The sequence below is a fragment of the Spiroplasma endosymbiont of Dasysyrphus albostriatus genome (assembly GCF_964019495.1).
Lineage (GTDB): Bacteria > Bacillota_I > Bacilli_A > Mycoplasmatales > VBWQ01 > Spiroplasma_E.
Genome location: NZ_OZ026447.1, coordinates 1,532,543 through 1,548,214, shown reverse-complemented (window position 1 = coordinate 1,548,214; position 15,672 = coordinate 1,532,543). Strand labels below are relative to the sequence as shown.

Below are 15,672 nucleotides of genomic sequence, written 5' to 3'. Positions count from 1 at the left end.
TTTTTTTATTCTTCTTCTCAAATCATATCATAATTAAAAATCTTAACATGATCACCTTTTTTTATTCCTTGCTTTCTTAATTCATCATAAATTCCTAAATCTTGTAATTTAATTTTAAATAATAAAATATTATGATAATTATTTAAAGGATTTTTTTGATATATTACTTCAACGGTTTTACCAGAAATAGTTCATTGATTATTTGCAAATTTAGTAATAATAACTTGTGGAACTTCTTCTTTATTAATATATTCATAAAGAATATGTTCTTCATTATTTTCATTATTATTAACTTGGTGCAGTTGTTCTTTTTCAACGGCTTTAGCAATATCTTTAATTAATATATCCAAACTAATATGTTTCATAGCAGAAATTGCAATTATTGGTAATTTAATTTGTTCTTTTAATTTCTCTAAATTAGTTTGTGCATCTGGTAAATCAATTTTATTTGCAACAATTAAATGCGGTTTTTTTGTCAAATCTTTATTATAACTTTCTAATTCACTCATAATTAATTGATAATTTAAAAAATGATCTTGAGTCTTATCACTAATATCAATCATATGTACTAAAACTTGACAACGTTCAATATGACGCAAAAACTGTAAACCTAGTCCTTTTCCTAAACTAGCTCCTGCTATTAATCCAGGCAAATCCGCCATAACAAAATTATTATTTTTATCAACTCTAACAACACCTAAATGTGGATTAAGAGTAGTAAAAGGATAATCAGCAACTGTTGGAGTTGAAGCAGAAATAGCTCCTAATAATGTTGATTTACCGGCGTTAGGCAACCCAACTAATCCGGCATTGGCCAATAATTTCAACTCACAAATTATTTCAAAATGTTGTCCAGGCATTCCTTTTTCACATATTTTAGGTACTCGATTTATTGCCGAAGCAAAACGAGCATTTCCTCGTCCACCAAGACCACCGGCAGCAATTATTATTTCTTGTTTATCTTTAATAATATCACCAAGAATATTTTGAGTTTTGTTATCTCTAATAATAGTACCTAATGGAACTTTTACATAAGTATTGGTTCCTTTACGTCCATGCATATTTTTGGGTGCACCATTTTTACCATCTTCAGCAGTTATCTCTTTATTTTTACGTAAGTCTAATAGAGTATTCATACCTGAATCACCAATAAAGATAATATTACCGCCTCTTCCTCCATCTCCACCAGATGGACCACCTTTGGCTACATAAAGTTCACGACGAAAAGCAACAACACCATCACCGCCTTTGCCGGCAGTAACTTTTAATTTTGTTACATCTATAAAACGCATTTCTTACTCCTTTTTTATATTAATAATAATTCTTATTATATAGTGTTAACATTTTTGTGTAAAATACTATTTTATTTTTCATATAATTTTAGTATACAGATATTATTGTTAAAAAAATAATAATTTACTATATCTAGTTAATATTTTTTGTAAACTATTTTTCCTTTATGAAAATTAAAAAAATGTTTTTTTAATGTTAAATATCATTTAAGTTATTTTCATATATGAAAAATTATATATTAAAATAAAACTTATAGGTGTTTTTATTAATTTGATTAAAATCAAATCAATAGTTTTTTTATTTAATTTTATCTTTGAAAAAATATATTGTATATTGATTTTTTCAATTATAAACTTTATTTGAGATTTATTTAAAGTAATTTAAAAAAATAAAATTTATTACTGACTTATTAGTCAACTACTTTTATTTAAATTAAAACATTAATAATATTAATTTAAATATATTTATTATTTTTTTAATTTATAAGAAAAAAATAAATGAAAATTTAATTAAAAATATTTGGGAGCATACCGATGTTGTCAATAATATTCAAATTTGTCTTAAAATTATAAAGTTAGACGAGAATAATTTTGACTTCAATATGCAATTGTATTGTAATTTTAACACTTGTAAAATATTAGTCAACAATAATACTTACTTTGTGTCATTATTTAGTGATAATTTCCTATTAGTTATCGAGTGAAAATTTCCCAAAAAGTGAGGTTAAATATACTTGGTGATAAATATGGAAAGAAGCATGACTATGAAAGAAAAATATAAATATAAAATTATAAATGACATTATTATTAATAAATTATCTAAACATCAGGCCAAGAATAAACTTAACCTAACTATTAGAAGAATTAACCAATTAATTAAAATTTTCAATAGAGAAGGTAAAGTTGGTTTTATTCATAAATCTAGAAATAAAATTTCTAATAAAGTAACAAAAATTGAAATCAAAAATAAAATTATAAACTTATATAAAACAAAATATTATAATTTTAATTTTCAACATTTTCATGAAAAAATAATTAGTGAAGAAAAAATTAAAATTTCATATAGCACACTTTATACTATATTAATCAAAGAAAAAATTATTTCACCAAAAAGACATAAAAATAAAAAAAATAACTTACATCCAACTAGAAATCGTAGAACAAATTTTGGTGAATTAATTCAAATGGATGCAAGTAATCATCATTGATTTGGTAATGATAAACCAAAAGCATTTTTACATGCTGCAATTGATGATGCTACAGGAAATATTGTTGGACTATGATTTGATCATCAAGAAACATTAGATGGTTATTATAATGTTTTTTATCAAATTTTAACTAAATATGGCATACCAAAAACATTTTATACTGATAACAGAACAGTTTTTGGATATAAGAAAAAAATTGATGCAGGAAATATAAATACAGAAAATGATACTTATACTCAATTTCAAAAGTGCTGTAATGATTTAGGTGTTGAAATAATTAGAACTTCAATTCCACAAGCTAAAGGTAGAATCGAACGCTTATTTGGAACGCTTCAAAGTCGATTAATTAGTGAACTTAGACTTAATAAAATTAAAAATTTAAAAGAAGCTAATCAATTTCTTAAAATATACATAAGTATTTTTAATAAACAATTCGGTTTTCCTATTGATGATAATAAATCTGCTATGATTAAAGCTCCTATACAAGAAGAAATAAATATTTATCTTTCAAGATTTTCTAAAAGAAAAACAGATAGTGGTTCAACTATAACATACTATGGTAAAAAGTATTTTTCTTATAAAAATAATAAAGTTCAATATATACAACCCAGAACTGACGTAATTGTACTTAAATCGTTTATTAATGAGTTATATCTTAGAACCTGTTTAGAATCTTTTTAATAAAATTGAAATAAAGGAAAGAACAACCATTTGTAAACTAGTATTTAGTTTTCTTTCACAATTTTTTCATAATCTTCTGCATTTTTCTAATCATGCAAAGCTTCGTTCTACAACTCATCTTTTTGGTAGTACTACAAAAGAATGTAATTCATTACGTTTTACAACTTCAACATTTGCATTTATGATTGTTTTGATTGCAGAAGCAAATTTTTCACCAGTATAGCCAGCATCTACTATTATTTTTTGAACTGTAGAAAGATTTTCTTTTTCACTTTTAATCATTATGATAGCACTATTACGATCTGTTTTTTCTGCTGTAGTTATGTAAATTGCATGTGGTAAACCTTGCGTATCAACTGCAATATGACGTTTTATTCCTGAAATCTTTTTACCAGCATCATAACCTTTATTTTCAGTAGTATCTGTATTTTTAACACTTTGCGAATCAATTATACAAAAACTAGTTTTTTCTTTTCGATGATTCTTAATACGAATCTTTTTAACTAATTTTTTTTAAAATTAATTGCAATACACTAGGTTCTTTATCATTGTTTTTACTTCAAATTTGGAAATAATAATATACAGTTTGTCATTTTGGAAAATTTTTTGGTAACATTCTTCATTGACAACCACTTTTTAATACATATAAAACTGCACAAAACACTTCATATAAATCTAAATTTCTTGGTTTTGTTTTCTTTTTGCTGTTTTCTAAAGTTGATTTTATGTTCTCAAATTGTTCTTTAGTAACATGACTTGGATAATTTTTATGCATATATACCTCTTATTTTAAAATATATAGTAATTTTACATTATTTTCTAAAAGATTCTAAACAGGTTCTTAGTTATAATAATCAAATATATCAACTAAAAGAAATACCACTAAAGCCAATTATCAAAGAAGATTTGATAAAAACTAAAAAAGTTTATATACCAAATAAAGACCATCCTTGAAGATATAGTTATTAATAATACATAATTAAAATTAGGCAAAAAATAGAATTCTATAAGAGATTTTATTTTTTGAATACTAAATCATATAAATTTTTAAATCATTTGTATATGAGCAAATTTGGTGTCTTAAAATTAATTTTAAATATATAAAGATATTACAATTGTAATATCTCGTTTTTAAATTTGTGGCAAGCTTGGTTTATATCCGCTTGTTGAAGATTGAACTTGTAAATCTGTTGAATTTATTTCTGAAATATTTAAATTTGATTCCATTTTGTTATTTAGATTTAATTTTCCATAAATTGCTAAACTTAAGACATCATTACACATATCTAAAATAGTTTTATTAATAAATTTAGCAAAACTTTTTTCTTCTGCAATAGAACCATCACCACTTCCCTTATAAGTTGCATTCAAATCTAAATTCGTATTTGTCAAATCAATTCCATATAAATATCATTCTTTGGTGCTGATTTTGTTTGCATAATGTTTTCCTAAATAGTAAATTTTGTCTTTTTTGTTAGTAACATTAATGCCAGTTTCTTCTCACATTTCATCAATAACTGTTTGATAATGAGTCTTATTTTCAACTCCACCAGTTATAGTGCTATATTCACCTATTTGCTTATTTTTAAATAATGGATTGTATTCTTTATTTAATAAATAATGATATTCATTATCTTTTAAAACATAGGGCAAAATGGCAACTCCTTTATTATTATTTCAAGGTTCTTCAACACCACAGTAAAAGTCTTCTTTAATTAATTTTACAAAAGTAGTTCCTCCATTTGTACATGTACCATTAAAAAATTCTAAATTTTCTAAACCACCATTAACATGTCTTTTTTTATTATACTTTTTATGACGATGTTTATGATTAAAAATTTCAGGTTGTTTTAAATTAATTGGTAGTTGTTGTAAATTAGTTAATGATTCTTGTAAAGTTATTGAGTTAGTTAATGATTTTATTGGCATAGATTGTACTTTTTGTTTTTCATTATGAAATAAAGGAATACTTAATATTCATAATTTAAATAAATAACTTGGATTAAAATATTTCATTTTAATACCTCTTTCAAAATAAGAATTAATAAAAATATATCTAAAATTATATATTGATTTTGGATGGGGCCACTTAGCCCTTTTTACTAGCATTCAACATTAACCGTTCTTTAAGTAAAAAAGGTTGTCCTTATGATAATGCTGTTGCTGAAGCAACTTTTAAAACTTTTAAAACCGAATTTATTAATGATAAAAATTTTACATCATTAATCCAATTAAAATTAGAATTATTTGATTACATCAATTGATATAACAATATAAGAATTCACAGCACTTTAAACTACTTAACTCCAGTTAAATATCAACAACAAATGTCTACCAAAAAATAGTCCTAAAAAGTGTTGCCATTCCATAAAAAGCCTCGATTTATTAATAATCCGTTTATCTTGTCGTACTTTAACTACTATACAATCAAAATAAACAATCGGATAAACAGTATCTAATGGTCGATTTTGCCATGCTTTGACGTCATCAATAACATCATCAGTAATTTGACTAATAACACTTTCACTAATATCAGCACCATGATATAACTCTTGTAATTGCAATCTAATATCTGATAATGTCATACCTTTTGCATATAAAGAAAGAACTTGTTGATCAAAACCATCAAATCTTCTTTGTCTTTTTGCAACTATTACAGGATTAAAATTACTATTACGATCTCTTGGTACATCAATTTCAATTTTACCTTGTTGGGTTATTAATTTTTTTGAACTTATACCATTACGAGCATTGTCACTATTACTATGTTGATTCTTATCATATCCTAAATAATTTTGCATCTCAGAATTCAACATTTTTTCTACTAATCTTTTTGTTAATTCTTTATATAATCCTCCCTCTTTAAAAACTGTTGTTAAATCTTCAGTATTTTCTAATAATAAATCTACTGCTTGTGATATTGGATCATTGTTATTAATATTTTGCTTTTTAGCCATCTGTAACTCACTCTTTCTAGAAAATTAATTATATTTACTAGAACTAATTAAACATAGTTATTTTTGTAAGTTACACAGATTACTAAACATTACCTATCATATTGTTCATTTTTTATAATAAAGTTAACTATATAAATAATTTTTTTTAAAATAATCTATTGTTAGGAAAAAATATTAAAGCAATAAATTCTATTTTTATTTATTAATAATTTAAAATATTCTTACTTATAATATCAACTATCTGTTTAGCAACTTCCACTTTTGAACCAATCAAATTATAATTATTATTTTTAAAATAAAAATTAATTTCTGTTTCATTTTTACCCATAACACTAATATTATTAATACAAATACCATCACAATTTTTAATTTTCATTTTTTCGATACCAAGATTTTTATCATTAAATTCTTGAGCAGCAAAACCAATTAAAACTTGTTGTGTTTTCTGCTTACCTAAAAATGCCAATACATCAATATTAGCAATCAGTGATAAAGATAAATTTTCATTTTTATTTTTAATTATTTTATTAGGAATATATTTACTTACTTTATAATCATTTAAAGCAGCAGCACATATTACAATATCAGCATTATCAAAGTTTTCTTTCATTGCTAAGAACATTTTTTCATTAGTATTTGCTTCAATAATAGTTAGGTTTTTTTGTGATTTAATTTCAAAATCACAATCACCTGCAACTAATACTACTTTAGCCTTAGTTTTAAGAAAAGCATCTACTAATGCTTTACCCATTTTTCCTGAAGAATTATTAGTAATATAACGAATTGGATCAATATAAGTTCTAGTACGACCAATATTAATTAAAATTTTTTTATTAGATAAATCAATACTTTTTTTAAAAAAATCTTTAATTATTGTTAATGCATTATTTGGACTTTTAACCCGTCCATCACCAATCATCTTACAGGCTAACATTCCTGAATCTGGAGGAATAATAGTAATATTTTCAAAATTAGATAATTCTAATAAATTTTTTTGAAAACTTTGATTGTGATACATATTATGATTCATTGCTGGAAATAATATCTTTTCTGCTTTGGAAGCTAAAAATACTGATAATGCTAAACTATCAGCAATTGCTAAATTTGCTTTACTAATAAAACTCATAGTAGCAGGATAAACAACAATTAAATTTGTTTTAATTGCTAAATTAGTGTGAGTAATTAAATCTCCTTTAACATACGATTCTTGTTCAAACATTTCAGAATAATAAGAAAATGTTTTATCTTCTAGAAAATGTAAAGAACTTTTAGTACAAATAATATCAACTAAAAATTCTTTTTTTAATTGTTTTAATAAAATTAAGGCTTTGTTTGCTGCAATACTACCAGTAATTATTAAAGTAATATGTTTCATTATTTTCTCCTATCATATCATTAAACATAAAATAAACAAACAAAACCTATCTTCAAAATATGATAGCATTGAAAATAGGTTTTTATTATTAAAAATTTATTTTTACTTTTTATCAAGTATAACTGAAACTCGTGTTTTATTTTTTTTAAAAATAGTATACTTAACAATTCCTGATTTTAAAGCAAATAAGGTATCATCACCACCACGGCCTACATTTTCACCAGGGTGAATTTTAGTTCCACGTTGACGATAAATAATTGTTCCCTCTTTTAAACTTTGTCCATCACCAATTTTAGCACCTAAACGTTTAGAATGTGAATCACGACCATTACGAGTTGAACCTACTCCTTTTTTTGAAGCAAATAATTGTAAATTTAATTTATAAAACATAATTACACCTCCTTTATGTTAATATATTTTGGATATTGTTCTTTAATAGTTTTTAATTGTCAAAGCATTGTTTTTAAAATGATTTGACTATTATTAGTGAAACTAGCAACTTTAAGTTTAACTAATCCAGCAGTATTATTAATTACTTGAACTTGATCATTATCAAGTTCATGAAGTGCATTTAATGTACCAATAACAATGGCTGAAATCCCTGCACAAACAATATCATTTCCAATTTTTGAAAAATTAGCATGACCAGTAATTATAACTTCTACAATGTTACTATTTTGGTAATTATAAGTAACTTTAACCATAATTTGATATTACCTTAAATTATTTTTTATTATTTTCATCATCTTCTTTAACAACTTTAACAGTCATATTTTTATGATCAAAAATAGTTTTTAAATTACCTTCACTAACAACAGTTTTAGTGTTATCTGGTTCTGTAATATTATCCTTAACAACTGATTTAGTTTTAACAACTTTTTCTTTTGTAAGTTCTTTTTTTACTTTACTAACTACTGATTTTGGCTCTTTAATAATAGGAGTTACTACTTTAGAAATTACTTCTTTAATTAATTCATCTTTAATTACTGGTTTTGATTGTTCTGCCTTCTTATCAACAAGACTTTTACCAGCAAGTAAAATATCAGTAATTAATACCTTTGTATATGGCTGACGGTGTCCATACATTGTTTTTGAATTTTTCTTAGGTTTATATTTAAACACTCGAATCTTTTTTGATTTATCTTGTTTAATAATCTCACCATGAACTTCAGCACCTTTTAGGAAAGGTTTACCGAATTGTTGATCAATCATCAATATTTTGTCAAAAATAATCTTATCTTTAGCTTTGCCAACAAGTTTTTCAACAAAAATTTCTTGACCATAGGAAACATTAATTTGTTTTCCTCCTGTTTGAATAACTACAAACATTTTTCTTATTACCTCCAGTTTAGACTCGCCTTATAGGTGGAATAAATCACTTGTTAACCTAAAGTAGAGCGGTTGAAACTGCATAAACAGTCTTAAATATTATAAAGTATTTTTTATTAAAAGCAATACAAAATTTAGTAATTATACACATAATTTAAATATAAAAATTACTAAAAAAAGAAAAATAAAAAAATATATCTTTAATACTTAATATTTAATATAACTATAATTATATCTACACTAAATTATGTAATTAATATTTTTTTATAATTATTATTAAAATTATGATATTATTTTTCTAAACTTAATATAAGTTTTTAACTCATTACTTGTTAAAAAGTAAATGAGTTTTTTTATTTTTAGAAAGGAAGATTAAAAGAAATGGCTAAAGATAAAAATATCGTTAATGAAACAATTGATTATTTACCATTGATTGGTGCTGGATTAGGAGCAATTGATGGTCTTTCATGAACAAATTCACTACCTGTTACCGACATTGCAATTGGTGCTGTAGCCGGAGGAATAACAGGTTATCAAATTAAAAAATCCATAAAACATAAAGATAAAAATAAAACCAAAGTTGGAACATCATTAATTTGTGGTGCTGGTGCTGGTGTATTAAATGCAATATTAAATCCAGAAGCATCATTAATGAATACATTAGAAGCAACTGCTGGTGGTATTATAATTGCTAAAGGTGGCAAATATATTGTTGATAAAGGTAGTAATTATGTAAAATCTAGACCAGAATATCAAATATTGAAACAAGGATATAAAATCAAGAAAAAAGTAAATAAGATTCAAGATTTTTCTTCAATAAAAAAAGAAGCAAATTCACTAAATTCACAAAAAAAATCTTCAACAAATCAATATAAATTAAAACTAATGTAAACTAATCAATAGTAAATTAAAACATTAAAAAATTATTTAGGAATGAAAATATAATTGATATTCAATTTAACTCATTCCTTTTTAAGTATTGAAATTAAAACAGAAAGGAAATATAATAACACTTTGGAGTGGTTAAAAATGAAAAGAAAATTAAGTTACAAAAAAATGCTAGCAACAGTTGGTGCATTAACTGTTGTATTACCAATGTCTTTAAGTATTGCATCATGTGCAATAAAAGAAAAACAAAAAAATAATGATCAAAAAATAGTAAATGCAATTAATCAAACTAATTATTCACTTGATAATATTATAATTAATAGTACTATAGATGAATTAAAAACAAACATTAGTTCAGAATTTATTAAAAATTCATTAGATGAAATTAATCAAAAAAATTTTAATAATGATTTATTTTCATTAAATAAAATTATAAATGAAAAAAATGAAGAAATTAATAATAATGATTTTAAAAAAATAGGACTTATTAATGCAAAAATTAATTATAATTATGGAAAAATTAAAAATCAATTTGTTGATTTAAAAATCAGTGTAAAATATTCAGATAAACAAATTGTTGATGCTATTAGTGAAACAAAATATACAAAAAAAGTTAATTTTCAAAGTTCAGTAATGGAATTAAATGATTCAATTAATGCTGAATTTATTAAAAATTCATTAATTTCTGAAATTAAAAATTCTTTTAAAAATAATTTATTTTCATTAAACAAAATTACTAATAATAAAGAAATTGATTTAAAAGATGAAGACTTCACAGTTAGTGGTTCTATTGATGCAAAAATTAATTATAATTATGATTCATTTAAAAATTTAACTACTAATCTAACAATTATCATAGGTGAAGGTCAAATTTCTAATAAATATGAATTAAATGATGGAAAAATAAATAAATTTCTTCAAATCTCAGATAGTATAATATTTGCTGCAACAGAGAACGGAAATATTTGAGAGATTGATTTTACTAATAATACAAAAATCAATAAATATCAATTAAATGAAGAACGTATAAATAGTTTAATTAAAGCATCAAATGGTAAAGTATATGCTGGTACAATAACAAATACAGTTTGAGAAATTGATTTAGAAACTGAAACTGCAGAAAAGAAATTCACTGGATTTGGTGATAAGTATGATTCTAAAACTTTAATTGAAGGTTCAAAAGATAAGTTATATGTTGGTACTGGTATTGGTAATGTTTATGAATTAGATATTAATACTGGTAATACTAAAAAATATCGTTTTGACGATTGAGGTGATGTAAATACCCTAGTTAAAATTACAGAAAATAAAATATATGCTGGCACTAGTGAAGGAAAATTATGAGAAATTGATTTAGAAACTAAAACCCATAAATTAAAATATGATTTTAAAAATAAAAGTAATATTATTTTTGATATTAAAGCACTATCTGATACTGAATTAATATTAGCAACAGAAGACAAAATTTATCAGTACGATTTAATCAAAAATGAAATAACAGAAAAAATTAATTTGAAAGATGGTAAAATTTTTTCTTTATCAATAGAAGATTTAAATAACAAAATATATGCTACCACTGATAATAATAATGTTTATGAACTTGATTTAAGCTTTAGTCAAGTAAAAAACAAATATGAATTAAATGCTTCAGTATATTCATCATTAATAGTTGATAAAAAACTATTTGCTGGAACAATTACAAATGTATGAGAATTAGATATTGAATAATTTTTATACAGTAAATAAAAAACATATATTTAAAAAGGTGCGTAACATATATTACGCGCCTTTTTTTCGTTTTATTTTTTTAGATTTATATCACTTATTATAACTTAATATATGATTTTTTTTGTTTTTTTCTTAATACTAATAATAAAATAATACTCGTTAAAAAAATACCAATAACAGCACCAGCGATTGAAATAATAAAACGTATTAAAATTTGTTGAGGAGTTAAAAAGTATCCTGACAAATAAAATAATGATAAAACAAAAGCAAATGGAATACTATATGTAAATTGATCTAATTGATGTAATTTTAACTTATATGTAATAAAGGTTATAATAAAAGTAAATATGATTAAACTTAAACTAGAAAGTACCATTATTCAAAAAGGTAATTTAAAAGTAAAAGTAAAATCAGTACTAGTAGTAAAAAAAAGAATAATCCCTGGAATTAATACTTGTATTATTAAATAGCCAACACTTATCAAAAACTTAGTTCTTGGAAATGTATTTTCACTATTATTTTCAAAATTAACTTCTTGGTTTTTATTTTCCATACTTATCCTCTTCTATAATATAATTCTTTACAATTTTAACATGCTTTTATCAATAATTAAATAAGATTTATATTTATTAAATAACACTTATTTTAATACAAAAATTTAAAATAAAAGTAAAAATAGTTTTCCACAATTTAATGAAATTAAAAATTACCTATCCTATAAATTAATTGATTTTTTTGATTTAGTTTTTGTTTTATTTTGTAAATCTGTATTAAAATTTATTGCGTGTTTTTGTGCTTCTTCTAAATCTTGTTTTTGTACTTTTTTCTTTTCATCAAATTTTTTTGCTGCTACTTTTCCTTTTATAATAACTACATGACTACCTTTAACAACTGCATAAGTAACACCACCAGCAACAGCAGCTCCTGCAACAATAATGCCGGCAGGTGGAGATACAAAAAAAGTTGTAACCAAAACACCAGCAGCACCAATAATAGTACTTCTAACAGCACCTTCATAAGCCCCCTTAACAAGTCCTTTAGTAGACGCACAAATAATTTTTAACGTTTTTGCTGTTGTTGAATGCTTTGTTTTAAATTTTTTTCAGTATTTGTATTTTTTCTTAGTCATTTCTGGATGATAATTACTATCAACTAATATAAAATTAGTTTCATCTTTTTGTCTTTCATCTAAATCTGCAATTGCCTTTTCTACTTCTAATCAAGTCATTATTAACTTCTCCTTTTTTAAAAAAAATAAAAAAAACTCATTTACTTTTGAATAAGTAATGAGTTTAAAACTTATATTAAGTTTTAAAAAAATAATATCATATTTTCTATATTTAGTATAGAAAATTTAATTATTTTTATCAATATTACATAAATTTTTATACTATCTATAGCTAACTAAAGTAATGTTTACTCATATCTTGAAAAACAAAATCAATCGCGTTTTTAATATTTGGTCAATAATTTGGTAATATTTTTCTTATATTATGTTTTATAGCAAATCAAAAATGTTCAATTGGATTTAAATTAGGAGAATATGGTGGAAGAAATAATAGTTTGCATCCAGCATTTTCAATTAATTGTTTTGTTGCTTTAGATTTATGAAACGTCGCATTATCTAAAACTATAATTTGTCCACACTTTAATACTGGAATTAGTATATTTTTAACATATGATTCAAAAATTTTACTATTGCAATGTCCTTCAAATGCTCATAGAGCTTTTAATTTACCTTTATTTAGTGCACCAATTATACTCATTCTCTTTATTTTATATGCAGGTTTATTATCAAATAATCTTTTACCTTTTTCAGACCAACCATATTTATAAAATTCATTATCATCAATTCCAGATTCATCAATATATACCAAATCTTCATTCATTATTTTCGCTATTTCTTTTAAAAAATCTTCTTGTTTATTTTTATCTCTTTGTTCATATAGAAAAGTTTTTTTTATATGTATAATTTAGTTTTTTGAAATAGTTATAAACTGTTTCTTTTGTCATATCACCAAATTTTTCAATTACTTTTTGAACTGTAACATCTTTATTTTCTGCTAAATAATTTTTTAATTCATCTAAATCCTTTATTTTGTGGCTATGTCCTTTTTGATAATTCAAAATTGGTTTTATATTTCCGGTTTTTTGCTTTCTTTTTCTTCATAAAAATAAAGTCTTTCTAGTGATATTGAACACTTTACAAATTTCTTTAATTTTCATGTTTTTACTTTCATAAACTTCTATTACTTTTCTTCGTAAGTCCTCACTGTATGGTTTTGGCATAATTTAATCTTCCTAATCTATTTTAATTATTGCTGAATTATACTTGTAAGTGCAAGAATTGTTTAAATTACATATTATTATTTTACATTATTTATGAGTAAACATTACTTTCGTTAGCTATATATGATTAAAATTTAGTAAACTATATCTATAATGACTAGACTTACCCCAAACTGCTTACTTTTTAATTTTCTTTCTTCTTAATATTGCTATAACTACTGGAATAGCAATAATAACTAATAAAAAAGTACTACCAATAATTATAATATTTCAATTATTAATTAAAGTTGTTGTTTTTGGTTTTATTTCTGGTAAGGCAAAAGGGTTATTTTTATTTTTTTCATCATGTTTAACATTAGCATATAAATGAGTAATTAAATCGTGCTCATAAAACAATAATCAATAACGTAATTGACCTGGATTTAGTACATCAATTGCACAATCTATATTAGTGGTTTCTTGTAAATACTGATTAAAATCAATACCAGATTGACTATTAGCAAAATTAGTAAAACCAGAAAACTTAGTTGATAAAGGATTAATATTATAAATATTTAAATATTGTCTTGAAGAACTATCAACTTTATCATTTACTATTCTTTGTAATAAATAAATAGTATGATCTTCAGATTGATATGTTTTTAATGGTTGATTTGAAATAGGTGTTACCTTTTCTTCTTGTGGAACAAGATTATCATCAACACGCTGATATATTCATTTATCTTCACTAACATTAGCAGTAATAACAGCTTCTGATTTAATTTGACTAAAAGCAATCATTTGTAAATTACTATTTTTTTCTTCATTAATAAAATATTGATGAATTAATGAAGATTTATCTTCTTTTTCATTAATAACTTGAATGTCTGGCATAGAACTATTAATAGTAAGTGTTTCTTGTCTTAAAACGGTACTACCATCACTATCATTTCATTTAACATTATATATAGTGGGTTTATTTTTACTATAATCTTGGTTTAAAATAGCATAGTCAAAAGTTTTATTACTATTAGTTTTAACAATTTTTTTTATTTCTCTGTTTTCATTATTAATAGAAATTTCTAATCCTGATTTTTTAAAAGGAGGATGCACATAAAAAACAAATATTTCATTACTAAAACTATCCTTAGTATTTGCAAATGGTCCAATTGGAAATATTTTAGCACGCGTTTCAAAATTAGATTTTTGAAAATTAGTACTTGGTTGTAAATTATATGGAACTTCCATTAAAGTATTAATGTCACTTGCTTCATATATTGTTGCAAAAAGTCCTGCATCAATACTTTCTTTAATTGTTTGATGATATTGTAAAATTAAATTATTACTTTTTTCATTAAAAGTATGACCAAAAGCACCCGCAGTAAGAAAACCTTGTGCATTTTTAAAATAACTACTATTATCATTAATAATACTTTTTAATTGACTATAACCTTGATCATTAATAATATCATTGGTTTCAATATTACTATGTGTTCAATCATTATTAATAATTTGATCATAACTATCAAAATTAACATTTAATGGTGTACTTTTAACATTATTATATAAATATTGTGAATCATTATTTCAAGATTTAATACTATTAACTAAGTTACGATTTGATGACTTAACAGTAATATGAAAGCCGCTAACTTTACTATTACTAGTTTGATGATTTTTATTATTAAAACTAATACTTAATACTGAGGTTACTAATAAACTGCTAGCACTAAGTAATAAAATTAATTTTTGTTTAAATTGTTTCATAATATTTCCTTATAAATTTAATATTTAAAAGTTATTAAATTACTATTTTTTATTTTTATCTAGCAATTATGTAATTAGTATATCAATTCTTTTAAAAATATGATATATATTATTTACACGAGAAATATATATTTAAGAACCTGTTTAGAATCTTTTAGAAAATAATGTAAAATTACTAT

The 15,672-nt window shown here is 23.2% G+C and carries 14 protein-coding genes, 4 pseudogenes and 1 other annotated feature; of the genes and pseudogenes, 5 read left to right on the top strand and 13 right to left on the bottom strand.

Going from position 1 to position 15,672, the window contains the following annotated elements:
• Positions 1–5: 5 nt before the first annotated feature.
• Positions 6–1,292 carry a GTPase ObgE gene (gene obgE / locus AACL11_RS09205; protein ID WP_252319140.1) on the bottom strand — a complete coding sequence of 429 codons (1,287 nt, stop codon included), beginning with the start codon at positions 1,290–1,292 and terminating at the stop codon, positions 6–8.
• Between the two features lie 746 nt (positions 1,293–2,038).
• On the opposite strand from obgE, the pseudogene AACL11_RS09200 reads away from it, so the two are divergent.
• Positions 2,039–3,157: pseudogene (locus AACL11_RS09200) on the top strand (ISNCY family transposase); the annotation flags it as partial.
• A 9-nt stretch (positions 3,158–3,166) separates the two neighbouring features.
• Here the strand turns inward: AACL11_RS09200 and AACL11_RS09195 are convergent.
• Positions 3,167–3,956 (bottom strand): IS5 family transposase gene (locus tag AACL11_RS09195; RefSeq protein WP_281747819.1). Its coding sequence is split into 2 segments (ribosomal slippage): positions 3,167–3,694 and positions 3,696–3,956, totalling 789 coding nucleotides; the frame shifts between segments, so codons are not numbered across the junction.
• Between AACL11_RS09195 and AACL11_RS09190 the strand changes: the two genes are divergently transcribed.
• The gene (locus AACL11_RS09190) at positions 3,938–4,150 is read left to right on the top strand and encodes a hypothetical protein (RefSeq protein WP_338987547.1); all 213 of its coding nucleotides are present in this window, start codon (positions 3,938–3,940) and stop codon (positions 4,148–4,150) included. The genes AACL11_RS09195 and AACL11_RS09190 overlap by 19 nt on opposite strands.
• Positions 4,151–4,312: 162 nt before the next feature.
• Here the strand turns inward: AACL11_RS09190 and AACL11_RS09185 are convergent, their stop codons facing one another.
• Positions 4,313–5,197, bottom strand: coding sequence for a hypothetical protein (locus AACL11_RS09185; RefSeq protein WP_338986545.1), 885 nt, complete (start codon positions 5,195–5,197; stop codon positions 4,313–4,315).
• 83 nt (positions 5,198–5,280) lie between these two features.
• On the opposite strand from AACL11_RS09185, the pseudogene AACL11_RS09180 reads away from it, so the two are divergent.
• Positions 5,281–5,526, top strand: a pseudogene (locus tag AACL11_RS09180) (IS3 family transposase); the annotation flags it as partial.
• A 33-nt stretch (positions 5,527–5,559) separates the two neighbouring features.
• Here AACL11_RS09180 and AACL11_RS09175 read toward each other — a convergent pair.
• From AACL11_RS09175 to rplU, 5 genes and pseudogenes are all read right to left on the bottom strand, one after another.
• Positions 5,560–6,138: pseudogene (locus AACL11_RS09175) on the bottom strand (transposase); the annotation flags it as partial.
• 202 nt (positions 6,139–6,340) lie between these two features.
• Positions 6,341–7,513 (bottom strand): bifunctional phosphopantothenoylcysteine decarboxylase/phosphopantothenate--cysteine ligase CoaBC, encoded by a 1,173-nt coding sequence (coaBC, locus tag AACL11_RS09170; RefSeq protein WP_338987545.1) that lies wholly within the window; start codon positions 7,511–7,513, stop codon positions 6,341–6,343.
• A 102-nt stretch (positions 7,514–7,615) separates the two neighbouring features.
• The gene (gene rpmA, locus AACL11_RS09165; RefSeq protein ID WP_174481212.1) at positions 7,616–7,903 is read right to left on the bottom strand and encodes a 50S ribosomal protein L27; all 288 of its coding nucleotides are present in this window, start codon (positions 7,901–7,903) and stop codon (positions 7,616–7,618) included.
• 2 nt (positions 7,904–7,905) lie between these two features.
• Positions 7,906–8,217 carry a ribosomal-processing cysteine protease Prp gene (locus AACL11_RS09160; protein ID WP_338987544.1) on the bottom strand — a complete coding sequence of 104 codons (312 nt, stop codon included), beginning with the start codon at positions 8,215–8,217 and terminating at the stop codon, positions 7,906–7,908.
• Positions 8,218–8,551: 334 nt separating this feature from the next.
• Positions 8,552–8,842 (bottom strand): annotated as a pseudogene (rplU, locus tag AACL11_RS10575) (50S ribosomal protein L21); the annotation flags it as partial.
• Between the two features lie 11 nt (positions 8,843–8,853).
• Positions 8,854–8,926 (bottom strand) — a sequence feature (ribosomal protein L21 leader region).
• A gap of 297 nt (positions 8,927–9,223) precedes the next feature.
• On the opposite strand from rplU, the gene AACL11_RS09150 reads away from it, so the two are divergent.
• Both AACL11_RS09150 and AACL11_RS09145 read left to right on the top strand, forming a co-directional pair.
• Positions 9,224–9,733, top strand: coding sequence for a hypothetical protein (locus AACL11_RS09150; protein ID WP_338987542.1), 510 nt, complete (start codon positions 9,224–9,226; stop codon positions 9,731–9,733).
• Between the two features lie 138 nt (positions 9,734–9,871).
• A complete protein-coding gene (locus tag AACL11_RS09145; RefSeq protein ID WP_338987540.1) occupies positions 9,872–11,458 on the top strand; it encodes a PQQ-binding-like beta-propeller repeat protein in 1,587 nt (528 codons plus the stop codon).
• 97 nt (positions 11,459–11,555) lie between these two features.
• On the opposite strand, the gene AACL11_RS09140 is transcribed toward AACL11_RS09145, so the two are convergent.
• The 5 genes from AACL11_RS09140 to AACL11_RS09120 all read right to left on the bottom strand — a co-directional run bounded on the left by AACL11_RS09140 (position 11,556) and on the right by AACL11_RS09120 (position 15,493).
• A complete protein-coding gene (locus AACL11_RS09140) occupies positions 11,556–12,011 on the bottom strand; it encodes a DxFTY motif-containing membrane protein (protein ID WP_338957489.1) in 456 nt (151 codons plus the stop codon).
• A gap of 162 nt (positions 12,012–12,173) precedes the next feature.
• On the bottom strand, positions 12,174–12,686 hold the full coding sequence (locus AACL11_RS09135) for a hypothetical protein (RefSeq protein ID WP_338987538.1): 513 nt from the start codon (positions 12,684–12,686) through the stop codon (positions 12,174–12,176).
• A 172-nt stretch (positions 12,687–12,858) separates the two neighbouring features.
• The gene (locus AACL11_RS09130; protein ID WP_338988468.1) at positions 12,859–13,359 is read right to left on the bottom strand and encodes an IS630 family transposase; all 501 of its coding nucleotides are present in this window, start codon (positions 13,357–13,359) and stop codon (positions 12,859–12,861) included.
• Positions 13,360–13,387: 28 nt separating this feature from the next.
• Positions 13,388–13,747, bottom strand: a complete 360-nt coding sequence (locus AACL11_RS09125; RefSeq protein ID WP_338973555.1) for a helix-turn-helix domain-containing protein — start codon at positions 13,745–13,747, stop codon at positions 13,388–13,390.
• Between the two features lie 177 nt (positions 13,748–13,924).
• Complete coding sequence (locus AACL11_RS09120) at positions 13,925–15,493, bottom strand: hypothetical protein (protein WP_338987536.1); 1,569 nt, start codon at positions 15,491–15,493, stop codon at positions 13,925–13,927.
• Positions 15,494–15,672 lie beyond the last annotated feature (179 nt).